Genomic DNA, 22,282 nt, shown 5'->3' on the forward strand with positions numbered 1-22,282 from the left:
GTTGATCGACTGTCCAACCTGTTACCAGCTGTTGCGGGACCGGAGAACTTCGCGCAGGACGTCGGGCCGGTCGGTGACGAGCCCGTCCACTCCGAGGTCGAGCAGGGCGCGCATGTCGGCCTCGTCGTCGATCGTCCACACGTGCACTTCGAGGGACCTGCGGTGGGCGGCCTGGACGAACCGGCGGTCGACGATGTGCAGGCGTCCCTGGCTGACGGGCACCTGGGCGACCTGTCCGCGGACGGCGAGTCCGGCGAACGGCACGCGGCCGGCGGCCCAGAGCGCGCCGGCGGAGCGCGGCCCCATGGAGGTCAGCAGTTCGGGTCCGGCGATGCGGCGCAGGCGGGCGAGGCGGTTGTCGGAGAAGCTCGCGAGGCAGACGCGGTGCAGGGACTTGCACCGGCGCAGCAGGGTGATGATCGGCTCGACCGCGTTCTCGGACTTCACGTCGATGTTGAAGAAGGTGTCGGGCAGTTCCTCGAGGACGTCGGCGAGTCGTGCGATGGGTTCGCGTCCGCCGACGTTGGCGCGTTTGACCTCGGTCCAGGAGAGGTCCGAGACGACGCCTCGGGCGTCCGTGGTGCGGTCGAGCGTGTGGTCGTGGTGGACGACGACCTCGCCGTCGGAGGTGGCGTGGACGTCGGTCTCGATGTAGCGGTAGCCCTCCTGCACGGCCCGGCGGAAGGAGCTCAGCGAGTTCTCCATGCCGGTGAGGTCGTCGACGTGCCAGCCGCGGTGGGCGAAGGCGCGGGGGCGCGGGCCTGCGAGGTAGGGGTGGGTCACGGCAGGTGAGTCTGCCTGGTGGCGGTGGCTCCGGGGTGGACGGTGGGTGGCGGCACACTTTCTTCTTGTTTTCTATTACTTCAGTGTTGACCAAAAGCAAGCCTCACGGCGGAACGTGCCCACAGCAGCTCACGCCCAACAACAGCAAAGGAGCGGGAGCCGGTCCGGGTCTCCGGGACTTGGCCAGAACGCGGCTGGGCCGGCATCGCGCGAGGCGACCGGTGTGCCGGATCCGCCCCAGGCCGGGGCGACCAGTGCACATCCGGCCTGCGCTCCGCCACCCGAGGCCACCGCCTGCACCCGAATGCGACACCAACGGCCCGGCGGGTAGTGTCCGGTTCCCTACGAAGGTCGGGCTTTCTGGCGCGTCGCTGGAGACCACCCACCGCGATTCGCTACCGTCGCGCGCCATGGAGCGCTCCATGGAGGCGGATGAGCCCAGGCACTGCGCGTGGTGCGGGAGGCGGTTGCCGGGGAGTGGGCGGATCGGTCGGCCGAGGCGTTATTGCGCGCAGCCGTGTCGTCAGCGTGCGTACGAGCGCCGGGCGGCGTTGCAGCGCGGTGGTCTGCCGGAGGACGCCGTCGTGCTGAGCACGGCGGAGCTGGCGGATCTGCAGGACAGGTTGTTCCAGCTGCGGTGTGCCGCCGAGGACGTGGTGACGGCGGCGCAGGACGGGGCGGAGAACGAGGAGCTGAGGAAGCTGGCGGCGGAGCTGGTGGAGTCGGCGAAGGGTTTGGAGCGGCTGCGATAGCCGTTCGCACAACATCGAACTGACCGGCGTAGCGGGTTGCTTACGTCCGGTGATCGGACGATCATGACGCGCGTGACCTCCTACTGCCGCACGGTGCTGGACCGGGCGGGTGTCGGCTATGCCGTGACGGATGCGCGCGGGAACCTGTTGTGGTGCAACCGTGCGCTGGGTGCTGTGCTAGGGGTTCCGGTCGAGCAGGCGTACGGGCGGTCGTTGCCCGCGTTGCTGCCGGGGGTGCCCGAGGTGCCGGCGCCGGTGCGGGAAGTGCTGGTGCCGGGGCCGCGGTGGCTCGAGGTGCGGTGCTCGAAGCTGGGTGACGACCTGATGTACGAGGTCGTGGACGTGTCGTCGTGGCGTGATCGTGAGTTGACGGTGACGCAGGAGGCGGACGCGTTGCGGCGGGCTCAGGCGCTGGGGCGGATGGGCACGTGGGAGTGGTCGATCCGGGACGACCGGGTGACGTGGTCGGACAGCTTCCTGGAGATGTTCGGGTTCGCGCCGGGGACGGCGTTCGACTTCGAGATGTACTCGCAGCTGGTGCATCCGGACGATCTTCCGATGATCGAGGAGACGCTGGACGCGGCGTTGAAGACGGGGTCGGTGTTCACGTACACGCATCGGATGTTGCGGCCGGACGGCAAGGAGCGGGTGTTCGAGTGCTTCGGTGAGGTCGTCGTGGGGGATGACGGCACGCCGTTGCGGGCTTTGGGCACGGCGCACGACGTGACGCAGTCGAGCCGGGTGCACGACGAGCTGGTGCGGATGGCGGAGCAGGATCCGCTGACGGGGTTGCCGAACCGGCGGGCGTTGACGCGGGCGTTGGAGCAGGAGCTGGCGAACAACGGTTCGGGTGCGTTGCTGGTGCTGGACCTGGACAACTTCAAGGACGTCAACGATCTGCGCGGTCATGCGGTGGGTGACCGGGTGATGCGGATGCTGGCGAGTGCGTTGCAGTCTCGTCTGGGTGACAGGTTGATCGCTCGTCTGGGTGGTGACGAGTTCGCGGTGGTGTTGCCGGGGGCGTCGCCGAAGGACGCGTCCGAGGTGGCGGATGGTCTGCGGGACGCGGTGGCGGGTTTTCCGCTGGCGGGGATCGGGACGCCGGCGCGGATCACGGTGAGCACGGGGCTGGCGGAGTTCGGTCCGGGTGATTCGTGGGAGTTGGTGCTGGCGAACGCGGATCTGGCGTTGTACGCGTCGAAGGCGGCGGGCCGGGACCGGGTGACGGTGTACGAGCCGAACCACTACGCGGACACGGTGAAGCGGGTCAGTGTGCTGGACCGGTTGCGGGCGGCGCTGGCGGGTGGCGGGCTGGCGTTGTACGGGATGCCGATGGTGGAGCTGACGTCGGGTCAGACGCTGGGGCACGAGTTGTTGTTGCGGTTGGAGGACGGGCAGGAGCCGTATCTGGGGCCTGCGGACTTCCTGCCGGTGGCGGAGCGGTCGAACCTGATCCTGGAGGTGGACCGGTGGGTGTTGACGACGGCGATCGACGCGTTGGTGGCGCAGCCGGATCCGCGGTTGCGGTTCAACGTGAACGTGTCGGGCCGGACGTTGGAGGATCCTGATTTCGGTGACTTCGTGCTGGACAAGCTCGGTTCGGCGGGGGTGGCTCCCGGCCGGTTGGGGTTGGAGATCACGGAGACGGCGGCGGTGACGAACCTGGACGCGGCGGTGGCGTTGGCGACGCAGCTGCGGGGGTTCGGGTGCCGGATCACGCTGGACGACTTCGGGTCGGGGTTCGGGTCGTTCGTGCACCTGAAGCACCTGCCGATCACGGGGATCAAGATCGACGGTGAGTTCGTGAAGGGGATCGAGACCAGCGAGGCGGATGCGGTGCTGGTGTCGGGGATCGTGCAGATCGCGAACGGGCTGGGGTTGTCGGCGGTGGCGGAGTGGGTGGAGCGTCCGTCGCAGGTGGAGGCGTTGCGGGGACTCGGGGTGCGGGTGGGGCAGGGTTTCCACCTGGGCAGGCCGGTGCCGTTGCGTGACGTGGTGAGCGCGGAGCGCATGCCGCCGAATGGCGCATTGTCGTCTCAGGTGGTCGGAGCAGAGGATGGTGCGCGCTCCTGATCCCCGCCTGATGGGATGTCCGTGTCGTCTTGTGGTGTTCGTCGTCTTGAGTTGTGCGTTGCCGAGCCGGAGTCGTCGGTGGACTTCTTCGCGGGGGTTCTGGGGTGGACGGTGATCGCGGAGCCGGGTGGGTCGTTCTCGGGTTTCGTGGGTGATCGGCTGGCGGCGCGTGTGGTCGCGGGGGATCTGGGGTGGCAGGTCGTCTTCGGTGGTGACGGGGCGCGTGGGCTGAGGGCGAACTCCTCTGTGGACGGTGGGCGGGTGTTGCACGGTCCGTGGGCGCCGCCGCCGAGGCATGGTGAGCCGTGCTGGGTGGAGTTGCTGACGGGCACGCCGGGTGAGGACGACGAGTACTGGACGCGGGAGCTGGGGTGGGAGGCGGCGTCCGGTGCGCGGGCGCTGGGTCTGTTCACGTCGGCGCGGCACGGTGGTCCGCGTCCGGTGGCGGGGACGATGCAGTCGTGTCTGGGCGCGGAGTCGTCGTGGGGTGTGTACTTCGCGGTGGACGACGTCGAGGCGGCGTGTGCCCAGGTGGTGGAGCTGGGCGGTGAGGTGACGTCGGGTCCGGGTGCCTTGCCGATCGGCAGGGTCGCCTCGGTGCAGGGCCCGCACGGCGGCTCGTGCGCGTTGCTGGAGAAGCCGGCGGGCTGGGGCGGGAACTGGGCTGGTTAGGCCGGGTCGCGGTCGAACCAGGCCACGGCGAGCAGGGTGAGGCCGGTGGCGGTGCTGACGCCGGCGTTGATGAGCAGGTCCGAGGTGGCCATGCCGATCTCGCTGCCCCAGTAGGCCAGTTGTGAGCCGGCGTCCCAGAGCAGGTACATCAGTGCGTTGACGATGATGATCTTGCGTCGGTCGGCGGCCCGGTGCAGGCCCATGGCGATGATCGTGACGGCGATGATGAGGACGTGGTAGCCGGCGACGGCGTACCACTGGAACGCGCGGGTGGGGGTCATCTCGCCGCCGAGGTAGGCGCGGTCGGTGAGTTCGGGGTCGATCGTGAGGACGACGGCCTGGAGCAGGTTGAACGCGATGTAGACCCAGAGGACGGTCTTCATCCAGGGCTTCACGGGCTACTGGTCCAGTTCGGGCGGGAAGCCGCCGGTGGCGACGGGGCCCCAGGTGTCGATGGTGATGCGGATGAGGGACTTGCCCTGGCGGAGCATGGCGGCGCGGTACTCGTCCCAGTCGGGGTGTTCGCCCGCGATGCAGCGGTAGTACTCGACGAAGTCCTCGAGGGCGTCGGGGAGGTCGAGGACCTCGGCGGTGCCGTCGATCTGGACGTAGGCGCCGTCCCAGTCGTCGGAGAGCACGCACATCGTGACGTGGGGGTTGCGGCGGGCGTTGCGGACCTTGGCGCGCTGGGGGTAGGTGGCGACGACGATGCGGCCCCGGGTGTCGACGCCGCAGGAGACGGGGGAGACCTGCAGGCCGTCGGTGGTGCTGCGGCGGGTGATGAGGACGCCGTGGTGGCGGATTGCGAGGAACTCGAGCAGCTGCGGCCGGTCGACGAGGTCGGCCGTGGCGATCTTCGGCATGATAGGCAGCATGGCACGCTTCACCTCGTTCGACGGCACGGAACTCGCGTATCGAGATGTGGGCGAGGGTCCCCCTCTGCTCGTGTTGGCGGGTGGTCCGGGGCGGGCGTCGGAGTACCTGGAGACGTTGGGCGGGCTGGACGCGTCGCGGCGGCTGGTCGTGCTGGACAACCGGGGCACGGGTGAGTCGGACGAGCCGGCGGATCCGTTCACCTACCGGCGGGACATGCTGGTGCGGGACGTGGAGATGCTGCGCCGCCACCTCGGCCTGGAGGTGGTGGACGTGCTGGGGCACTCCGCGGGTGCGGGGATCGCGATGGGCTACGCGGCGGACTTCCCGGACCGGATCGGGAAGCTGGTGCTGCTGACGCCGGCGTTGCGCAGCGTGGGGTTGTCGCCGGAGCAGAGCGACTGGGACGTGTTCCTGGCGGCCCGTGCGGGTGAGCCGTGGTTCGAGGCGGCGACGACGGCCCTGGACAGGACCGCCGCCGGTGACGACTCGGTGAGCAACCGGGTGGCGGCGTCGCCGTTGCTGTACGCGCGGTGGGACGCGCGCGCTCAGGCGCACGCCGAGGCGGAGCTCGGGCAGTGGAAGTACGAGGTGGCGCTGGGCTACAACGCCGAGGGGGCGTTCGTGCCGGGGGTGTTGCGGCGGGCGCTGGTGGACTTCGGGCACCCGGTGCTGGTGTACGCGTGCTCGGAGGACCCGATCTCGCCGGTGCGGCGGTGTGCGGAGCTGGTGGGCTTGTTCCCGGACGCGACGTTGTACGTGCACGAGGGTGTGGGGCACTTCCCCTGGGTGGAGGAGCCGGAGCGGGTGGCGCGGGAGGTCGAGGCGTTCCTCGGGCGCTAGGGGCGGGTCCGGGCGGGCGGTGAGGCCGGGCGGCGTCTTTCGCGGGTGGCCCGGCGGGCGGGGCGCGCTTTCGCGGTGTGGTGTGAGGGGCCCGCGCCGCCGGTGTGTCGTGAAGGGCCTGAGCGGCGTGGATGCCGAGAACTGCTGCTTCGCCCTCCACGGCTTTCCGCTTTCGCGGCCTCCCGCTTTCGCCCGCGAGGCGCCCTGCCGTTCCCCAGGCCCGCGCTCTTCCCGGCGGCCCGCGAGGGGCGTGCTCCTAGCGGGCCGCGGCGGTGGCGACGCGGTCGCGGCCGTTGTTCTTGGCCTGGTAGAGGGCCTCGTCGGCGGCGAGGAGCAGGGGGCTGAGTTCGGTGGCGGTGTCGGGGAACACCGCGGCGCCGACGGAGCCGGTGAGGCCGGTGATGACGCGGGTCTCGCCGAGGCGGTCGACGACCTCGACCTCGAGGCGGGCGATGTCGAAGCGGATGCGTTCGGCGGTGGCGCGGACCTCGCCTGATCCGACGCCGGGGAGCAGGACGGCGAACTCCTCGCCTCCGAAGCGGCCGACGAGGTCGTAGGAGCGGACGGCGTGTTTGAGGGTGTCGGCGACGGCGCGCAGGACTCGGTCGCCGGCGAGGTGGCCGTAGGTGTCGTTGATCTGTTTGAAGTGGTCGAGGTCGAGGATGAGGACGCCGACGGTGGAGGCGAGGCGGCGGGCCCGGGCGAGTTCTCGTTCGGCGACGTCGTGCCAGAAGGTGGCGTCGACGAGGCCGGTCTTGCTGTCGGTGCGGGCGGCGACGCGGAACTGCGGCAGCAGCAGGCCCATGTGCAGGGCGAGCACCGTGAGCAGCAGGATGGGGGAGAGCCAGGGGCGTGCGGTGGCGATGACGGCGATGCCGGAGCCGAGGCCGACGGACGCGGTGACGATGAGGACGTCGCTGGCGTGGCCGAGCGCGGTCTTCAGGGGGTTGGCGGGGTTGGTCATGATGATGGCGCCCACGACCAGGGCGTAGTTGACGAACCAGTAGAGCAGTCCCGCGATCACGAGGGCGGCGAGTCCTCGTGGGCCGTCCAGGTCGGACGGTGTTGAGGCGGAGAACATGTGCAGCACCCATTGCGCTGCGGCACAGCCAAGTACGACAGTGGCGGCGGAGAACAGTTTCCGGTAGAGAACGGCCCGGCGTTTGTAGACCCGCAGCCACGCGTGCAGGTAGATGGTCACGACCATCAGGACGACCAGTGGCATCGGGAGTACGAGCACGCCCGCGAATTGCCAGACCGACTGCATCTGCGCGTGAGGGACGCCCTCAGAGGAGATTTCGCGGATGCGTTCGATTCCGCGCGCTGCTTCGAGGTGGACCAGCGCTGCCGCGGTGAGTGCCGCGAACCAGACCCAGTGGCGCACCTCGACAGGGGTAAGCCGTGCGGTCGCGACCGTGACGAGTGCCGCGAGCAGGGCAATCGTCAGGACGTAGGTCAGCACGACAGGAGGAAGGGACCATAACTTCCACCGGCGCGGGTCGAGCCAAGGCACGCTGCCACCCCCACCGAACACCATCAGGAACAAACCACTGTAGCTACCGGGTCACGCGAAGTCGTGGCTCCATGTGGGGGACCTCACCCTGAGTAGTCCTCGTGTTCTCACCCCTCGTTGCACACCCCGCATTCCCACAAGGAGACGGTCATGATCAACCGCGCGCTGTCCACCGACTGGACCTTCACCTCCACTGACTGGACTTTCGCGAAGTCGACGGACTGGACGTTCGCGTCCGGGTCGACCGACTGGACGTTCGCCTCGTCGACGGACTGGACGTTCGCGTCGACCGACTGGACCGTCTGAGCCCTGGGGGTTCGTGGTGACGAAGGAGGGTGTCCGCCAGCACCCTCCACCGTCACCGTGACGCTTGTTCGGCCTGTTCGCAGGCTTGCTTCCAGTCCCGTGCGGCACCGGCCGCCGCCAGCACGCCCACCGCGGCGACGGCGGCGACGACGTGGTGCACGGGCCAGGCTTGCGCGGCGGCGCCCGCCGCGGCGATCCCGAGGCCCTGCGAGACGCGCAGGGCGGTGACGGCGAGCCCGAACGCCTGCCCGCGGGTGGCGTCGGGCACGGAACGGACGAACGTCGCGTTCGCGAGCAGCTGGTAGCCGCTCGCGGCGCCGGAGAGGCCGAGCAGGACGAGGGTCCACAGCAGACCCGGCTGCAACGCCATCGGCAGCAGCACCGCGCACGAGGCGACCGCGAGCACGGGCATCCACCGCAGCCCGCGTTCGGCGGGGACGCGGGCGAGGACGACCATGCCCGCCGCGGTGCCCGCCGACACCACACCGAAGATGGCGCCGACGGCGGCCGGTCCCGCGCCGAGCCCGGACGCGAGCGGTGCGGCGAGTGCTTCGGCGGTGATGTAGAAGCCGGACACGCAGGCGAGTGCGACCAGTGCGCGCAGGCGGCGGTCGCCCCACACCAGTCTCGCGCCTCCCACGAGGTCGGCGGGCCAGGCGCGCACGTGCGGGTGGGCCGGTGGTGGCCGGTGCAGCAGGAACACGCCGACGAGCAGCGCGGACACCGCGAACGTCGCCGCGTCCGCCACGAGCACCGGGCTCGGTCCCAGGGCGGCGACGAGCACGCCGCCGCCGAGGAACCCGGCGACCTGCGCGAGCTGGGTGACGGTGTTGAGCGCGGCCTGGGCGAGGGGGTAGCGCTCGTCGGGCAGGATGGTCGGCAGCACCGCGGCCCGGGCCGCTCCGTGCGGGGCGCCCGCGAGCTGCACCGCGACCAGCAGCGCCGCCAGCACCCACAACGGCAGCCCCGGCACCGCCATCACCAGCAGCAACGCCGCTCGCACGAGGTCGGCGGCCACCATCACGCCGCGGCGCGCGAACCGGTCGGCGAGCCCCGAGAGCAGGGGCCCGCCGAGCAGGTCCGGCAGGAACGTCAACGCGTAGGTCAGCGCCGTGAGGCCCGCGCTGGCGGTGCGGTCGTAGACGTGCACCGTCAGCGCGACCCTGGCGAACTGGTCCCCGGCCACCGACACCACGTGCGCCACGAACAGGGCGCGGAACTCGCGATCGCGGGCGAGTCCGCGGTAACCGGGCATGCGCTACAGGATGGACGACCAGAACCCGCACTGGTGATCCAGGGCGAAATCGGTGCCGCCGATCGCCCCCGGCGCGAGTGACTGCACCGGCGCGCGCCACCCCGGGTCACCGGTGCGGGCGAAGCGGCCCCACTCCGCGATCACGTAGTCCGACACCTGCCGCTGTGCGGGCGTGAGCGTCTGGCCCAGGTCGAACAGCATCAGCAGCTCGGAGCCGTGGTAGGCGCCGTAGTCGGGGAACGGCGGGAAGCCGGGGAAGATCATCGGCACGTCGGGGTCGGCGAACTCGTAGCCCGACACCCGCGTGTACCGGCCCAGCTCCGCGCGCGTGGTCTGGCTGGTGCAGGCCCACGACCGGTCGGTCAGCACGCGGGCGATCTCGTCGCGGGCGTCGTCGTTGCCGTTGACGGGGTAGCGGGCCGCGACCTCGCCGGCGTCTGCGCCGAAGATCCAGGCCAGCTGGTCGCCGTAGGCGGACTCCGGGATCGGCTGCGGCCAGAACAGCGGCGCGAACAGCGTCATCTCGTCGTGCGTCGACCCCACCAGCGTCGGCACGCGGTGGATCCGGCCGGTGCGTTGTGCGATGACCGGGTCGATCGGCAGCACGGCGGTGTCGTAGGACGGTGACGCGAACTGCTCGTGCACCGTCAGCAGTTCCGCCACCGGCTTGGCCCGCAGGCAGGCCAGATCGGCGCACCCGAGGGTGCCGGTACCGGCCTTCTCCGTGTCCGCGCGTGACCGCCACACACCGGTGAACTCACCCGGCGTGGTGAACGACGGCAGCGTCAGCCCGCACGGCCCCGACTGGATGATCGCCTTGGCGAACAACCCGGCCGCCCGCGGGGACGCCAGCTGCGCGCACACGCTCAGCCCGCCCGCGGACTCGCCGAACACCGTCACGTTGCGGGCGTCGCCGCCGAACGCGCGGGCGTTGCGCTGCACCCACCGCAGCGCCGCCTGCTGGTCGGCCAGCCCGAACGCCCCTGATCCCGGCAGTCCGGGGTGGCCGAAGAACCCGAACACGCCCAGCCGGTAGTTCACCGTGACCACGACGGCGTCGTTGTTCGCCGCGAGCCACGACGGGTCGTACATCGACGCCGCCCCGGCGGTGAAGCCGCCGCCGTGGATCCACACCATGACCGGCCGCGTCCGGTGGGAGCGCTGCGCCGGTGTCGTCACGTTCAGGTAGAGGCAGTCCTCCGTCTCCGAGGCCGGCTGCCCCAGCTGCGAGGTCTGCGCGCACGCCGGAGCGGGCGTCGTCGCGTCCCGCACACCCCGCCACGCCGTCACCGGCTGCGGGTCGCGCCACCGGTTCGCCCCGACCGGCGCGGCGGCGAACGGGATGCTCCCGAACGTCCGCACCCGCTCGGTCACCTTCCCCCGCACCGCGCCCTTGTCCGTGCTCACCACCGGCCCGTCCGCCGAGGCAGAGGCCGCGGGCGGCACGACGGCCAGTGTCATCACGGCGGCCAGCACCGCCACTGCTGTCCTTCTCATGAATCCCCCTTTCGGGGTCGAACGTAGCGAGGACCACACGGCGGGGAAACCGCATAAAGGCGACAGGGCGCGTCCATCGAAAGTCGGACGCGACGACCACCGGTTGCTCACATACCGACCGGTCGGTACCCTCCGGTGCGTGGGTGACTCAACGCTTCCTCCGCAGCCCGAGGTCGACGCGCTGGTGTTCGACTGGGGCGGCGTCATGACGGTCTCCGTGCCCGAGTTCGTCGGCGCCTGGATGCACGCCGAGGCCATCGACCGCGACGTCTACGGCCGCATCATGCGCGAATGGCTCAGCCGCGACGCGCTCCCGGACAACCCCGTGTTCCGCCTGGAGACCGGCGAGCTCACGGTGCCCGAGTTCGAACGGCTGCTCGCCGCCGAGCTCATCACCACCACCGGCACGGCCGTGGACGGCAACGGGCTGCTCAAGCGCATGTTCGGCGGCGCCACCCCCGACCCGGCGATGGTCGAACTCGTCCGCAAGGCGCGCGCCGCCGGTCTGCACACCGCGCTGCTGTCCAACAGCTGGGGCGAGGGCTACCCGAAGGACCTGCTGCTCGAGCTGTTCGACACCGTCGTGATCAGCGGCCGCATCGGCCTGCGCAAACCCGACGAGCGCATCTACCACCACACCCTGGAGCGCATCGGCGTCCCCGCCGGGCGCGCCGTGTTCTTCGACGACGCGCCGATCAACGTCGAAGCCGCCCAGGCCGTCGGCATGCACGCCCTGCGGCACACGAGCGCCGACGCCACCCGCGCCCACCTCGCCACCCTCGGAGTGAACCTGTGACCGACCTTCCCGGCCTCGACCTGCAGGCACTGGCCACGCACCTGGGCACGGGCCCGCTCACCGGCGAGCTGTTCCGCGGCGGCCGCTCCAACCTCACCTACCGCGTCAGCGACGGCACCGACACGTGGGTGCTGCGCCGCCCGCCGCTGGGCCACGTCCTCGCCACCGCGCACGACATGGCGCGGGAGTTCCGCGTCATCTCCGCCCTCGCCGGCACCGCCGTCCCCGTACCGGGCGCGAAGCTGCTGGTCGAGGACCCGTCCGTGATCGGCGCGCCGTTCTACCTCATGCAGGAGATGCCCGGCGCCGCCCTGCGCGAACGCGGCCAGTGCCCCTGGATCACCCCTGAGCAGGCCCGCACCCTGTCGCAGCGCCTCGTCGACGTGCTCGCCGACCTGCACGCCGTCGACCCCGAGTCCGTCGGGCTCGGCGACTTCGGCCGCCCGGAGGGGTTCCTCGCCCGCCAGGTCAAGCGCTGGGGCAAGCAGCTCGACGCCTCGCGCAGCCGCGACCTGCCCGGCATCGACGAACTGCGCGACAAGCTCGCCGCCACCGTCCCCGACTCGCCGCGCGCCGCGATCATCCACGGCGACTACCGCCTCGACAACGCCCTCGTCACCCAGGACCCCCTCGCCATCAGCGCCGTCCTGGACTGGGAGATGGCCACCCTCGGCGACCCGCTCGCCGACCTCGGACTGCTCTACGTCTACTGGGCGGGTCTCGGTTCCGACAACGACCCCATCACCGGCGGCGTCACCTCCCTGCCCGGGTTCCTCTCCGCCGACGAGCTCGTCGCCCGCTACACCGCCCGCACCGGCACCGACACCTCCGGCCTCGGCTGGTACATCGCCTTCGGCTACTTCAAGCTCGCCGTCATCGTCGAAGGCATCCACTTCCGCTTCGCAGGCGGCCAGACCGTCGGCGCCGGCTTCGACAAGCTCGGCGCGTTCACCGTTCCCCTCGTGCGGCAGGGACTCGCCGCCGCCCACAAGGAGCTCTGAGTCATGGACTTCGCCTACGACGCCAAGACCGAGGAACTGCGCACCAGGCTCCTCACCTTCATGGACGAGTTCGTCTACCCGGCCGAGGCCGTGCTGGAGCAGCAGCTGCACGACGCCGACGACCCGTGGCAGCGCCAGCCGGTCCTCGAAGAGCTCAAGGCCGAGGCCCGCCGCCAAGGCCTGTGGAACCTCTTCCTTCCCGACGCCGAGCACGGCGCGGGCCTGACGAACCTGCAGTACGCGCCCCTGGCCGAGATCACCGGCCGCAGCCCCCACCTCGCCCCCGAAGCCCTCAACTGCGCCGCCCCGGACACCGGCAACATGGAAGTGCTCGCCATGTTCGGCACCGACGAGCAGAAGAAGCAGTGGCTGCAGCCCCTGCTCGACGGCGAGATCCGCTCCGCGTTCTGCATGACCGAACCCGACGTCGCCAGCTCCGACGCCACCAACATCGCCACCCGCATCGAACGCGACGGCGACGACTACGTCATCAACGGCCGCAAGTGGTGGTCCTCGGGCGCCATGAACCCCAACTGCGCCATCTTCATCGTCATGGGCAAGACCGACCCCGGCGCCGACCGCCACCGCCAGCAGTCCCAGATCCTCGTCCCGCGCGACACCCCCGGCATCACCGTGCAACGCGAGATGCGCGTCTTCGGCTACGGCGACCACGCCCACGGCGGCCACGCCGAGATCGTCTTCGACAACGTCCGCGTCCCCGCGTCGAACCTCATAGCCGGGGAGGGCGAGGGCTTCGCCATCGCCCAGGCCCGCCTCGGCCCCGGCCGCATCCACCACTGCATGCGCCTGATCGGCATGGCCGAACGCGCCCTCGAACTCATGTGCCGCCGCGCCGTGTCCCGCGTCGCCTTCGGCAAGCCCATCGCCACCCAGGGCGTCGTGCAGGAGTGGATCGCCGAGGCCCGCGTCCGCATCGAACAGGCCCGCCTGCTCGTGCTCAAGACCGCGTGGCTCATGGACACCGTCGGCAACAAGGGCGCCCACACCGAGATCCAGGCCATCAAGATCGGCACCCCGCTCATGACCGAATGGGTCCTCGACAAGGCCATCCAGGCCCACGGCGCCGGCGGCGTCAGCCAGGACACCCCGCTCGCCGAACTCTGGGTCGCCGCCCGCACCCTGCGGCTCGCCGACGGACCCGACGAGGTCCACCGCATGTCGCTGGCCAAGCGGGAGCTCAAGAAGTACCTGTAGAGGCATGGAGATCACGCGAGGCGGGCCGGCCGACGTCCCGGCGATCCTGCAGATGCTGGATGACGCGCAGGACTGGCTCGCCTCGCGAGGTCGCACCGGACAGTGGGGGACCGACCACTTCTCCGGCGTCCCGGCCTCCGTCGAACGGTTCACCGCGCTCGCCACGACAGGCACCGTGTGGCTCGCCGTCGACCGTGGCGACGAGAGCACCGCCGACAACACGGGCAACACCGGCAACGCCGTCGCCGGTGTGGTCATCACCTCCACCACCGCCGCCGCGTACGTGCCGCCCGCCGACGAGCCCGAGCACTACATCTCCCTGCTCGTCACCGCCCGCGCGTTCACCGGCCGGGGCGTCGGCGCCGCGCTGCTGCGCCACGCCCTCGCCGAAGCCCGCGCCGCCGGGGTCGGCCTCGTCCGCGTCGACTGCTACGACGGCGACGACCACCGCCTCGTCGCCTACTACGAGAAGCAGGGCTTCACGTCGCTGGGCACCTTCACCGCGCGCGGCGGCACCTGGCCCGGCCGGCTGCTCGGGCAGCGCGTCTAGTGGTGTGGCTCGGAACGTTGCCGGTGTATTCGTGGTCAGACGGATGTGTCGGGGTGCCGCCCCCCACGGCCTCGTACTGGTTGAACGGGGGCGTGGGGCGGTGCCGCGACGGATCCTGCTGAGCGCGGATACGTCGCCAACGTTCTGTGCCACGCCACTAGCCGGTGAACAGGCAGAACGGGTGCCCGTCCGGATCGAACAGCACCCGCACGTCCTCCTGCGGCTGCACCTGCGCGAGCACCGCCCCGCACGCCACCGCGTGCGCGACCGACACCTCCAGGTCGTCCACCTCGATGTCGAGGTGCTGCGTCGCCACCTGCTCACCCGCGACCGCGGGCCACACCGGTCGCCGGAACGCCTGCTCCCGCTCCAGGTTCACCGTCAGCCCGCCGGGTGTCCGCACCTGCGCCCAGCCGTCGTCCACGGCCTGCACGGTGCCGCCGAGCAGACGGGCGTAGAACGCGGCGAGCGCGACGGGCTGGGACGTGCCGATGGTGACCGACGTGAGGCGCATGCGGCCTGACGCTAGTTGTTGAGCGCCTCACGCGCGGCCAGCGCGGCCCGGCAGGCGTGCACGAAGTCCCAGAACACCTCGGTCGTGGTGTGCCGCCGGTCCGAGCGCGAGTTCTCCGCGAACATCGCGGTGCGCAGCGGTGTCGTCAGCTCCAGCTGCGCGCCCTGGCGCGACTTCGTGCGGTTCGCGATGTTCGCCCGGTCGAAGCCGCCCAGCACCGGGTGGTCGACCGCGTCGATCGTGTGGAAACCGGCCCGCCGCAGCCGCGTCAGCAGCTCCAGGCGCAGCAACGCGTCCCGGCCGCCGACCAGGACGGCCCGGTCGTGGTCCTCCAGGCCCGCGGCCGCGGCGGTGCAGCCGTGCAGACCGAGGGCGTGCGAGGCCCCCGAGACGAGCTGGCGGGCCACGCGGTCGTCGCAGTTGGACGAGGTGACGTGCAGCTCGTCGTTCGCCGCGGTGCGCAGGCCCTCGAACATCCAGTAGTCGTGGGTCTGGCCGATCGGCACGCGCGTGCCGGGGTGCAAGCCCGCGATCGCGAGGCACAGTTCCGAGGTGCCGACCTCGATGCCACCGCCGTGCGGGGCGAGGACGACCGAGGGCGTGCGGGGGCGGTGGCGCTTGAAGCGGCGCCGGTAGTCCACCCGTTCCACCAGTCGGGGATCGGCGTAGAGGTCGGAGTTGGACGCGTAGACGTCTAACGCCGTCCACTGGGGCTGGGGTCTCATGGCGGGCGGAAGCCTACCCGGCGTCACCCGGACGGCCGCCGCCCGCCGGGTGGATCAGGCGTCGATCTGGCGGGGCGACTCGTCCCCGGCGGAGATCGCGATCTTGCGGGGCTTCGCGCGTTCCGCGATCGGGATCCGCAGCGTCAGCACACCCGCGTCGTACTTCGCGTCGATGCGGTCGGCGTCGAGGGTGTCACCGAGGAACAGCTGCCGCGAGAACACGCCCAGCGGCCGTTCCGACACCTGCATCTCCACGTCCTTGCCCACCGGCCTGCGCTCCGCCTTCACGGTCAGCACGTTGCGCTCGACGTCGAGATCGATCGCGTCCGGCGCCACCCCGGGCAGGTCGAAGGCCACCACGAACTCGTCCCCGTCGCGGTAGGCGTCCATCGGCATCGCCGCGGGCCGCGACCACGTGCCCGCCGACCCCAGCACCTGCTGCGTCAGCCGGTCGAACTCACGGAACGGGTCAGTGCGCATCAACATCTGACACCTCCAGTCATCGCTCATCGGGACTGTCAATGCGCTGCCCCACCGTTGTAACATGTCGTCGAAACGATGACAAGTCCCAAATGTCGTCGGGAGGATGACATGACGAACGACTACGACGCCGTCCGCGCCGCGGCCGCCACCCCCGGCACCGCCACCGAGGTCCTCGCCGCGCTGATGCTGCTGCGCCAGCTGCGCGACGAGCTGTCCGAATGGGAACCCCAGCTGATCGAAGCCGCACGGGCACTGGGCACCAGCTGGGCCGACCTCGCCCCGGCACTCGGCGTCGCGAGCCGCCAGGCCGCCGAGAAGCGCTACCTGCGGGTGCGCCGCACCGGGGAGAGCGGCACCGGCGACGAACGCGTCCAGGCCGAACGCGACCGCCGCGCCGGCGACAAGGCCGTCGCCGCCTGGGCCCAGCGCAACGCAGGCGTGCTGCGCGGCCTCGCCGCCCAGGTCGGCCCGCACGACGCCGCCGTGCAACACGCGCTCGGCGGGTCGGACGCCGCGGACCTGCTCACCCCGCTCGCCCAGGCCGAGGAGGGACTGCGCGAACACCAACCCGGCCTCGCCGAGCAGATCGCCGGCATCGGCCGCCAGACCGACCGGCTGCGCCTGGACCAGCGCCACCGCCGCGGCTGACCAGTCCGGTCCCAGCAGTCCGGTCCCAGCGGTCCGGTCCGGCTCAGGCGAGCGTGAGCGACCGCGCCGCGACGTCGAGCTCCGCCGCCACGCCCAGCGGCAACGACCACGACCCCGCGCAGTGCCCGAACCCGAAGTCCCCCAGCACCGGCACGCCGAGCCCCGCCAGGCGGTCGGTCAGCACCGCGGACACGTCACCGCAGTCCGTCCACGACCCCAGCACGATCCCCGACACCGGCGCGAACCAGCCCGCCCGCAGCAGCTGCGTCAGCAGCCGGTCCAGCCGGTAGGCCTCCTCGCCGATGTCCTCCAGCACCGCGATCGCCCCCGGCGGCGGAGGCGACCACCGCGGGCCGCCCACCGACGCCGCCAGCAACGCCACGTTCCCGCCCGTGAGCACCCCACGCGCACGACCCGCCACCACGGGCGTTCCGGCCGTCCACGACTTCACGCCGTCGAACAGCACCGCCCGCAACCGCCGCTGCGCCAGCGGGTCGTCGACGAAGTCCGCCGTGCCCGGCATCGGCCCGAACACCGTCGGCTGCCCCACGGCGTTGAGCTCGGTGTGCAGCACCGTCACGTCCGACGAGCCCACGAACACCCGCGCCGGCAGGTCCTTCCACGGCACCAGATCGGTCATCCGCAGACAGCCGTAGCCGCCGCGCACGCAGAACACCGCCGCCACGTCCGAACACCAGCCCGCCACGAACTCGTCGGCCCGTGCCTGGTCAGAGCCCGCGAGATACGGCAACGACCACGGCGCCACCACAGGTGTGGTGACCTCCAGTCCCCACGAGCGCAGCACCTGCACCCCCGCGGCCAGCCGCGACGGCAGGGCCGGGCCGGCCGGTGACACCAGCGCGACCCGGTCCCCGCGCGAGAGCAGGGTCACTGCGACAGTTCCAGCACCGGAACACCCGGCGGGACGAACCCGAACGCCTGCCCGTAGAACGACAGCTCCGCCTCCAGCGCCGTCCTGATGTTCTCGGCCATCCGGAACCCGTGCTGCTCGCCCTCGAACGTGATGTACGCGTGCGGGATCCCCGACCCCGCCAGGTCCGCGGCGAACCGGTCGGCCTGCTCCGGCGGGCAGATCTCGTCCTCCAGGCCCTGCAACAGCAGCACCGGACCCGACACCGACCTGGCCTTCGTCGACGGCGACCTGTCGGAGTACCGGTCGGCGGCCTCGGGCAGCGTGCCGACCAGGCCCTCCACGTACCGCGACTCGAAGTCGTGCGTCTCGCCGCCCTCCGACGTCCAGCCCGCCAGGTCGAGGATCGGGAACGCCACCATGCCGCACCGGTACACGTTCGTCGAGGTCAGCGACGCCGCCGACGTCCAGCCGCCCGCCGAGCCGCCCCGGATCCCCAGCCGCGCCGGGTCCGCCGTGCCCTCCTTCGCGAGCTGCTGGGCCACGAACGCGCAGTCCTCCACGTCCACGACACCCCACTGCTCGCGCAGCCGCTCCCGGAACGCCCGCCCGTAGCCGGTCGAGCCGCCGTAGTTCACCGCCACCACGCCGATGCCGCGGCTGGTGAAGTAGGCGATGTCCGTGTCGAGCTTGGGCAGCGCACGGCCCGTGGGACCGCCGTGCACGTGCACCACGTACGGCGGCAGCTCGTCCTCAGGACCGGCGAAGTCCGGGTTCGACGGCGCGTACACGTACGCCGGGATCTCCCCGAACATCCGTTCCACCGGCACCGGCAGGTACGCCGCCTCCGGGGACTCCTGGCCGCCGGTCAGGTAGGTCAGCTCGCCGTTGGACAGGTCCAGGCGCACCACGGCGTAGTCCGACGTCGGCCCCGCCGCGCCGCAGACCACCACGCCGTCGCGCACCGACAGGTCCGCCGCCCACGTCGGCAGGTCGGTCTGCACGTCGGTGACGGTCGCGCTGCGTTCGTCGAGCACCGCCAGGTGCCCGGAGCGCACCACCAGGTACCGGCCCGGCGACAGCGTCGCGAACCACCGGTTGCCCAGCCGCCACATCGGGCCGCCCAGCTCCTCCTCGCACGGCGCCAGGTTCTTGCGCGTGCCGTCCGGGGAGACGCGGAAGAGGTTCCACCAGCCGTCCGGATCGGTCAGCGCGAGCAGCGAGTCGCCCTCCCACTCGAACTGGCACACCGCCTCGGTGTCCGAGCCCGCCACCACGCGGTGCTCCGAGGACCCGACATCGGCGACGCACAGCTCGGTGCCGTCCCACGGCATCCGCGGGTGGTCCCAGCCGATCCAGGCGACCTTCGTGCCGTCCGGGCTGATCTTCGGGCCCGTCATGAAGTGGTGCGACGCGCCCAGCACCCGGATCCCGCCGTCGCGGGTGATCGCCACCAGGTCGCGGCGCACGTCCGTGCGCGCCTCACCGGTCACGGTCTCCCGCACGCACCACACCTCACCGTCCGGGCCCGCCGACAGGTCCGAGTACCGGATCCCGTGGTGCCGCCGCGGCTCCTCGGTCAGGGGCGTGGGCTCCGGGGAGGCGGGATCGAACACGTAGACGCGCTGGTCGGCCCAGTGCGTGAACGCCACCCTGTCCTCGGCGAGCACCACGAACGGCCGCCCGCCGTACTCATGCACCCGGTTGCGGGCGTTCCACGGCGCGGGCAGCACCTCCACGCCGTCGCGCACCAACGCCACCCTGCCGCCCTCGGCGGGCCGGCTCTCCGCCCACCACACGCTCTCACCGTGCAGGTCGGCCCACTGGAACCCACCCCCCGGCTTCGAGGTGTCGCCGGCCGTGATCGGCGAGGTCCAGGTCCCGTACGAAGCGATCTTCACCACAACCCGACCCTATACGCGGAGTGTTTGGTGGGGGAGGACCTGCCGACGATCTCCGCGTGGCCTAGGGTCGTATCTGCCATGGCTCGCGTCATTCACGTATTCCGCGCACCCGACCGGTTCATCGCAGGGACCGTCGGGCAGCCCGGCGACCGCACCTTCTACCTGCAGGCCTCCGAGCAGAGCAGGTTGATCAGCGTCGCCCTGGAAAAGCAGCAGGTCCAGGTCCTCGCCGAACGCATCGGCTCGCTGCTCGAGGAGGTGCACCGCCGCTTCGGCACCGACGTGCCCGACGACGCCCCTCCCGACGACCTCGACACCCAGCCCCTCGACGTCCCCGTCGAGGAGGAGTTCCGGGTCGGCACCATGGGCCTCGGCTGGGACGCCGAGTCCAAGGCGGTCGTCATCGAGCTGCTCGCGATCTCCGAGGAGGAGGTCGACGAGGCCGTCGTGCTCGACGACACCGAGGAGGGCCCCGACGCCGTGCGGGTCTTCCTGTCGCCGTCCGCCGCCCGGGCCTTCGCCGAACGCGCCGACCGCGTCGTCAACGCCGGCCGCAAACCGTGCCCGCTGTGCGCCGAACCGCTCGACGCGGACGGCCACATCTGCCCGCGGCAGAACGGCTACCGCCGCACCGAAGAAGACTGACGTGGACACCTCCGCGGCCCTGCACCTGCTCGAACACGGCCGCATCGAGGTCGAGGGACGCCTGGTCGACGCCTCCAACGCCACCTTGTTCTGCAAGATCTCGTTGGACGGCGTCGACGCCCAGTGCGTCTACAAGCCCGTGCGAGGCGAACGGCCGCTGTGGGACTTCCCCGACGGCACGCTCGCCGGCCGCGAGGTGGCCACCTACCTGATCTCCGCCGCGTCCTTCGGCCTCGTCCCGCCCACCGTGCTGCGCCCCGGCCCGTTCGGCAGCGGCATGGTCCAGCTGTGGGTCGAGACCCGCGAGGAGGACGAACTCGTCGACATCGTCGCCGCCGACGACGTCGAACCAGGCTGGATCCCCGTCTTCCACGCCCACGACCGCTTCGGCGAACCCGCCGTGCTCGTGCACGCCGACCACCCCCGCATCGCCGAGATGTCCGCCTTCGACGTCGTCGTCAACAACGCCGACCGCAAGGGCGGCCACGTCCTGCACGCCCTCGACGGCTCCGTGCACGGCGTCGACCACGGCATCTGCCTGCACACCGAACCCAAACTCCGCACCGTGCTGTGGGGCTGGGCCCGCGAACCGCTGCCCGGCACCGTCGTCGAGACGCTGCGCCGCCTGCGGTCCTCGCTCGACTCGCAGCTGGGGGAGACGTTGCACGACCACCTCACCCGCGCCGAGGTCCGGGCCGTGGGGGAGCGCGTCGACAAACTGCTCGCCGACGGCGTCTACCCCGAGCCCTCCGGTGACTGGCCCGCCATCCCCTGGCCCGCGTTCTGACGCCGCCGCGTCACTGCCGCACGAACCGGGCCTGCGGCGCCTGAGGACCGAGTTCGGCCTCACGCTCGTCGAGCACCCGCGACCCGCACGACGGGCGCGACCCAAGCCGTTCGTCGGCAACAGCAGCCCGCTGACGCAGGTCGTCATCCCCGTCGGCGGCACCATCGAGGCCGACGGGCCCGCCCGCACGATCACCGTCACCTACTGAGCGTGGCCGCCATCGGAGATCCATTCGGTGCCCATCGATCCACGCCCCAGTTGAGACGCTGCCGGGGTTTGACGTGTCGATCATCGTGCCCCTATCTTCTGTAAAGCGTTCTGACCTGCGTGAACAGTCGAATCGCGACTGCGGGACACGGTGACATGAGCTATTTCGAACGGATCGTCGTGGTGGGCGCCGCCGGTCTCGGCGCGCGGGCCGCGACGTGCCTGGCGCGGCGCTTCGGGCCCGTGCACCTCATCGGTCCCGGCACCGACGCGCTCGGCGACATCGGCGTCCGCCGCTACCCGCTCGCCACCGTCCGCGACCTCGACCTCGACACCCCCGCCGTCGTCGTCGACAACGACGGCGGACGCCTGCAGCGCCTGGTGTGCGACCGGCTCGTCATCGCGGGCTGGCCCGTGCCGCTGCTGCCGTGGGGCCGATGGGTCGTCGACGGCAAGGTCGCCATCGCCGGCGACGGCGCCGACCTGAAACTGCTCTCCACCTGCTTCGACGCCAACGCGCTGTGGCGCCCGGCCCTGGCCGACTACCAGTTCCGCCGCCAGTCGGGAGCGGACTCGCTACTCTGAGTTGAGTGATCGATGAGGACGCCAGAGCCCGCCTGGTCCGCCGTTTCGGCACCGACGTGAACGCCTGGGTCGACGCGCTGCCCGACCTCCTCGCCACCCTCACCGCCCGCTGGGACCTCACGGTCGTGCGGCACATGCCCGGCGGCACCGGCGCCACGTTCCGGTGCACCACCGCGGTCCTCAAACTCACCCCCGACCACGACATAGCCCGGCACGAGGCCCGCGCCCTCACCGCCTGGGCCGCCACCCCCGCCGTGGTCGGCCTCCTCGACACCGACCTCACCCGCGGCGCGCTGCTGCTCGACACCATCGACCCCGGCACCCCCGCCGCCGAGCCCGCCAAGGTCGTCCCGCACCTGCACCAGGCCAGCCCGAAGGGCTTCCCGCCCCTCAAAGCCCGCGTCGACTTCCTGTTCGAAACGGTGCTGACCCGCCGCACCGGCACCTACTACGCCACCGAACACCACCGCGCCCGCAAACTCGCCGAGGACGACATCCCGCCCGTGCTGCTGCACGGCGACATGCACCCCGGCAACGTCCTGCAAGGCCCGCACGGCCCCGTCGCCATCGACCCCCGTGCCTGCGTCGGCGACCCGGCCGTCGACTGGCTCGACTTCGTGCACGGCGGCTACGACCTGCACGGCGCCGACGTCGACCTCGACCGCGTCCACGAGTGGCTCGCCGCCTTCAAGCCCTTCTACGGCTAGCGCGGTGATCACCCGGCCTCGCCGGGACGTCCGTGCCCCCTTACAGTGGGGTTCCAGCGCGACCGATCTGGCCAGGT

The 22,282-nt window shown here is 71.4% G+C and carries 26 protein-coding genes; 15 read left to right on the forward strand and 11 right to left on the reverse strand.

The annotated features are described in order from the left end of the window. Positions 1-21: 21 nt before the first annotated feature. Positions 22-783, reverse strand: coding sequence for a glycerophosphodiester phosphodiesterase family protein (locus BMY74_RS26285; protein WP_245786369.1), 762 nt, complete (start codon positions 781-783; stop codon positions 22-24). 410 nt (positions 784-1,193) lie between these two features. On the opposite strand from BMY74_RS26285, the gene BMY74_RS26290 reads away from it, so the two are divergent. The 3 genes from BMY74_RS26290 (at position 1,194) to BMY74_RS26300 (ending at position 4,280) form a co-directional block, all read left to right on the forward strand. Next, on the forward strand, positions 1,194-1,535 hold the full coding sequence (locus tag BMY74_RS26290) for a hypothetical protein (RefSeq protein ID WP_030475304.1): 342 nt from the start codon (positions 1,194-1,196) through the stop codon (positions 1,533-1,535). Between the two features lie 72 nt (positions 1,536-1,607). Beyond that, on the forward strand, positions 1,608-3,608 hold the full coding sequence (locus BMY74_RS26295; RefSeq protein WP_245786370.1) for a putative bifunctional diguanylate cyclase/phosphodiesterase: 2,001 nt from the start codon (positions 1,608-1,610) through the stop codon (positions 3,606-3,608). A 15-nt stretch (positions 3,609-3,623) separates the two neighbouring features. After that, complete coding sequence (locus BMY74_RS26300; protein WP_089920636.1) at positions 3,624-4,280, forward strand: VOC family protein; 657 nt, start codon at positions 3,624-3,626, stop codon at positions 4,278-4,280. Here the strand turns inward: BMY74_RS26300 and BMY74_RS26305 are convergent. Further along, complete coding sequence (locus BMY74_RS26305) at positions 4,277-4,663, reverse strand: hypothetical protein (protein WP_089920638.1); 387 nt, start codon at positions 4,661-4,663, stop codon at positions 4,277-4,279. The genes BMY74_RS26300 and BMY74_RS26305 overlap by 4 nt on opposite strands. Before the next feature lie 15 nt (positions 4,664-4,678). Beyond that, entirely contained in the window at positions 4,679-5,143 is a 465-nt protein-coding gene (locus tag BMY74_RS26310) for a PPOX class F420-dependent oxidoreductase (protein WP_177229926.1), read from the reverse strand. A 10-nt stretch (positions 5,144-5,153) separates the two neighbouring features. On the opposite strand from BMY74_RS26310, the gene BMY74_RS26315 reads away from it, so the two are divergent. Then, the gene (locus BMY74_RS26315; protein WP_089920640.1) at positions 5,154-5,996 is read left to right on the forward strand and encodes an alpha/beta fold hydrolase; all 843 of its coding nucleotides are present in this window, start codon (positions 5,154-5,156) and stop codon (positions 5,994-5,996) included. A 256-nt stretch (positions 5,997-6,252) separates the two neighbouring features. Here BMY74_RS26315 and BMY74_RS26320 read toward each other — a convergent pair whose 3' ends face one another. Beyond that, positions 6,253-7,458, reverse strand: a complete 1,206-nt coding sequence (locus BMY74_RS26320) for a GGDEF domain-containing protein (protein WP_245786371.1) — start codon at positions 7,456-7,458, stop codon at positions 6,253-6,255. A gap of 201 nt (positions 7,459-7,659) precedes the next feature. On the opposite strand from BMY74_RS26320, the gene BMY74_RS45210 reads away from it, so the two are divergent. Further along, a complete protein-coding gene (locus tag BMY74_RS45210; protein ID WP_177229927.1) occupies positions 7,660-7,815 on the forward strand; it encodes a hypothetical protein in 156 nt (51 codons plus the stop codon). A gap of 52 nt (positions 7,816-7,867) precedes the next feature. Here BMY74_RS45210 and BMY74_RS26325 read toward each other — a convergent pair whose 3' ends face one another. Both BMY74_RS26325 and BMY74_RS26330 read right to left on the reverse strand, forming a co-directional pair. Then, the gene (locus BMY74_RS26325; RefSeq protein WP_089920642.1) at positions 7,868-9,070 is read right to left on the reverse strand and encodes an MFS transporter; all 1,203 of its coding nucleotides are present in this window, start codon (positions 9,068-9,070) and stop codon (positions 7,868-7,870) included. Positions 9,071-9,073: 3 nt separating this feature from the next. After that, positions 9,074-10,567 carry a carboxylesterase/lipase family protein gene (locus BMY74_RS26330; protein WP_245786372.1) on the reverse strand — a complete coding sequence of 498 codons (1,494 nt, stop codon included), beginning with the start codon at positions 10,565-10,567 and terminating at the stop codon, positions 9,074-9,076. Between the two features lie 139 nt (positions 10,568-10,706). Here BMY74_RS26330 and BMY74_RS26335 point away from each other — a divergent pair, with 139 nt between their 5' ends. From BMY74_RS26335 to BMY74_RS26350, 4 genes are read left to right on the forward strand one after another with little or no spacing between them, the layout of a single operon-like run. Continuing rightward, positions 10,707-11,363 (forward strand): HAD family hydrolase, encoded by a 657-nt coding sequence (locus BMY74_RS26335; RefSeq protein ID WP_245786373.1) that lies wholly within the window; start codon positions 10,707-10,709, stop codon positions 11,361-11,363. Beyond that, positions 11,360-12,364, forward strand: a complete 1,005-nt coding sequence (locus BMY74_RS26340) for a phosphotransferase family protein (protein ID WP_089920644.1) — start codon at positions 11,360-11,362, stop codon at positions 12,362-12,364. The genes BMY74_RS26335 and BMY74_RS26340 overlap by 4 nt, the downstream gene beginning before the upstream one ends. 3 nt (positions 12,365-12,367) lie before the next feature. Then, entirely contained in the window at positions 12,368-13,579 is a 1,212-nt protein-coding gene (locus BMY74_RS26345) for an acyl-CoA dehydrogenase family protein (RefSeq protein ID WP_089920645.1), read from the forward strand. A 4-nt stretch (positions 13,580-13,583) separates the two neighbouring features. Continuing rightward, positions 13,584-14,129: a GNAT family N-acetyltransferase gene (locus BMY74_RS26350; protein WP_089920646.1), complete on the forward strand. Its 546-nt coding sequence runs from the start codon at positions 13,584-13,586 to the stop codon at positions 14,127-14,129. A 157-nt stretch (positions 14,130-14,286) separates the two neighbouring features. Here BMY74_RS26350 and BMY74_RS26355 read toward each other — a convergent pair whose 3' ends face one another. The 3 genes from BMY74_RS26355 to BMY74_RS26365 are packed head-to-tail and all read right to left on the reverse strand — an operon-like array spanning position 14,287 to position 15,854. Next, positions 14,287-14,643, reverse strand: a complete 357-nt coding sequence (locus tag BMY74_RS26355; protein ID WP_089920647.1) for a VOC family protein — start codon at positions 14,641-14,643, stop codon at positions 14,287-14,289. Between the two features lie 11 nt (positions 14,644-14,654). Next, complete coding sequence (locus BMY74_RS26360; RefSeq protein ID WP_089920648.1) at positions 14,655-15,368, reverse strand: poly-gamma-glutamate hydrolase family protein; 714 nt, start codon at positions 15,366-15,368, stop codon at positions 14,655-14,657. A gap of 54 nt (positions 15,369-15,422) precedes the next feature. Further along, positions 15,423-15,854 (reverse strand): Hsp20/alpha crystallin family protein, encoded by a 432-nt coding sequence (locus BMY74_RS26365; RefSeq protein WP_089920649.1) that lies wholly within the window; start codon positions 15,852-15,854, stop codon positions 15,423-15,425. A 105-nt stretch (positions 15,855-15,959) separates the two neighbouring features. On the opposite strand from BMY74_RS26365, the gene BMY74_RS26370 reads away from it, so the two are divergent. Continuing rightward, positions 15,960-16,499 carry an HSP18 transcriptional regulator gene (locus BMY74_RS26370; RefSeq protein ID WP_218159751.1) on the forward strand — a complete coding sequence of 180 codons (540 nt, stop codon included), beginning with the start codon at positions 15,960-15,962 and terminating at the stop codon, positions 16,497-16,499. A 43-nt stretch (positions 16,500-16,542) separates the two neighbouring features. On the opposite strand, the gene BMY74_RS26375 is transcribed toward BMY74_RS26370, so the two are convergent. Beyond that, positions 16,543-17,391, reverse strand: coding sequence for a S66 peptidase family protein (locus BMY74_RS26375; protein WP_089920651.1), 849 nt, complete (start codon positions 17,389-17,391; stop codon positions 16,543-16,545). Further along, the gene (locus BMY74_RS26380; RefSeq protein WP_089920652.1) at positions 17,388-19,274 is read right to left on the reverse strand and encodes a dipeptidyl-peptidase 5; all 1,887 of its coding nucleotides are present in this window, start codon (positions 19,272-19,274) and stop codon (positions 17,388-17,390) included. The genes BMY74_RS26375 and BMY74_RS26380 overlap by 4 nt, the downstream gene beginning before the upstream one ends. A 78-nt stretch (positions 19,275-19,352) precedes the next feature. Here BMY74_RS26380 and BMY74_RS26385 point away from each other — a divergent pair, with 78 nt between their 5' ends. The 5 genes from BMY74_RS26385 to BMY74_RS26405 all read left to right on the forward strand — a co-directional run bounded on the left by BMY74_RS26385 (position 19,353) and on the right by BMY74_RS26405 (position 22,205). Next, the gene (locus BMY74_RS26385) at positions 19,353-19,919 is read left to right on the forward strand and encodes a DUF3090 domain-containing protein (RefSeq protein WP_089920653.1); all 567 of its coding nucleotides are present in this window, start codon (positions 19,353-19,355) and stop codon (positions 19,917-19,919) included. A 1-nt stretch (position 19,920) separates the two neighbouring features. Continuing rightward, complete coding sequence (locus BMY74_RS26390) at positions 19,921-20,706, forward strand: SCO1664 family protein (RefSeq protein ID WP_089920655.1); 786 nt, start codon at positions 19,921-19,923, stop codon at positions 20,704-20,706. Further along, positions 20,672-20,914: a hypothetical protein gene (locus BMY74_RS26395; protein ID WP_089920657.1), complete on the forward strand. Its 243-nt coding sequence runs from the start codon at positions 20,672-20,674 to the stop codon at positions 20,912-20,914. The genes BMY74_RS26390 and BMY74_RS26395 overlap by 35 nt, the downstream gene beginning before the upstream one ends. Before the next feature lie 155 nt (positions 20,915-21,069). After that, on the forward strand, positions 21,070-21,498 hold the full coding sequence (locus BMY74_RS26400; protein ID WP_089920659.1) for a hypothetical protein: 429 nt from the start codon (positions 21,070-21,072) through the stop codon (positions 21,496-21,498). A gap of 5 nt (positions 21,499-21,503) precedes the next feature. Continuing rightward, the gene (locus BMY74_RS26405) at positions 21,504-22,205 is read left to right on the forward strand and encodes an aminoglycoside phosphotransferase family protein (RefSeq protein WP_089920660.1); all 702 of its coding nucleotides are present in this window, start codon (positions 21,504-21,506) and stop codon (positions 22,203-22,205) included. The last annotated feature ends 77 nt before the right edge of the window (positions 22,206-22,282 follow it).

The organism is Lentzea albida (assembly GCF_900111005.1).
In the GTDB taxonomy this organism is placed as follows: Bacteria; Actinomycetota; Actinomycetes; order Mycobacteriales; family Pseudonocardiaceae; genus Lentzea; species Lentzea albida.

Excerpts from the sequence above, each read along its gene's own strand:
- BMY74_RS26290 (WP_030475304.1), top strand. The coding sequence starts at position 1,194 with ATGGAGCGCTCCATGGAGGCGGATGAGCCCAGGCACTGCGCGTGGTGC.
- BMY74_RS26300 (WP_089920636.1), top strand. The coding sequence starts at position 3,624 with ATGTCCGTGTCGTCTTGTGGTGTTCGTCGTCTTGAGTTGTGCGTTGCC.
- BMY74_RS26305 (WP_089920638.1), bottom strand. The coding sequence starts at position 4,663 with ATGAAGACCGTCCTCTGGGTCTACATCGCGTTCAACCTGCTCCAGGCC.
- BMY74_RS26310 (WP_177229926.1), bottom strand. The coding sequence starts at position 5,143 with ATGCCGAAGATCGCCACGGCCGACCTCGTCGACCGGCCGCAGCTGCTC.
- BMY74_RS26315 (WP_089920640.1), top strand. The coding sequence starts at position 5,154 with ATGGCACGCTTCACCTCGTTCGACGGCACGGAACTCGCGTATCGAGAT.
- BMY74_RS45210 (WP_177229927.1), top strand. The coding sequence starts at position 7,660 with ATGATCAACCGCGCGCTGTCCACCGACTGGACCTTCACCTCCACTGAC.
- BMY74_RS26325 (WP_089920642.1), bottom strand. The coding sequence starts at position 9,070 with ATGCCCGGTTACCGCGGACTCGCCCGCGATCGCGAGTTCCGCGCCCTG.
- BMY74_RS26330 (WP_245786372.1), bottom strand. The coding sequence starts at position 10,567 with ATGAGAAGGACAGCAGTGGCGGTGCTGGCCGCCGTGATGACACTGGCC.
- BMY74_RS26345 (WP_089920645.1), top strand. The coding sequence starts at position 12,368 with ATGGACTTCGCCTACGACGCCAAGACCGAGGAACTGCGCACCAGGCTC.
- BMY74_RS26350 (WP_089920646.1), top strand. The coding sequence starts at position 13,584 with ATGGAGATCACGCGAGGCGGGCCGGCCGACGTCCCGGCGATCCTGCAG.
- BMY74_RS26355 (WP_089920647.1), bottom strand. The coding sequence starts at position 14,643 with ATGCGCCTCACGTCGGTCACCATCGGCACGTCCCAGCCCGTCGCGCTC.
- BMY74_RS26360 (WP_089920648.1), bottom strand. The coding sequence starts at position 15,368 with ATGAGACCCCAGCCCCAGTGGACGGCGTTAGACGTCTACGCGTCCAAC.
- BMY74_RS26365 (WP_089920649.1), bottom strand. The coding sequence starts at position 15,854 with ATGTTGATGCGCACTGACCCGTTCCGTGAGTTCGACCGGCTGACGCAG.
- BMY74_RS26370 (WP_218159751.1), top strand. The coding sequence starts at position 15,960 with ATGACGAACGACTACGACGCCGTCCGCGCCGCGGCCGCCACCCCCGGC.
- BMY74_RS26385 (WP_089920653.1), top strand. The coding sequence starts at position 19,353 with ATGGCTCGCGTCATTCACGTATTCCGCGCACCCGACCGGTTCATCGCA.
- BMY74_RS26400 (WP_089920659.1), top strand. The coding sequence starts at position 21,070 with ATGAGCTATTTCGAACGGATCGTCGTGGTGGGCGCCGCCGGTCTCGGC.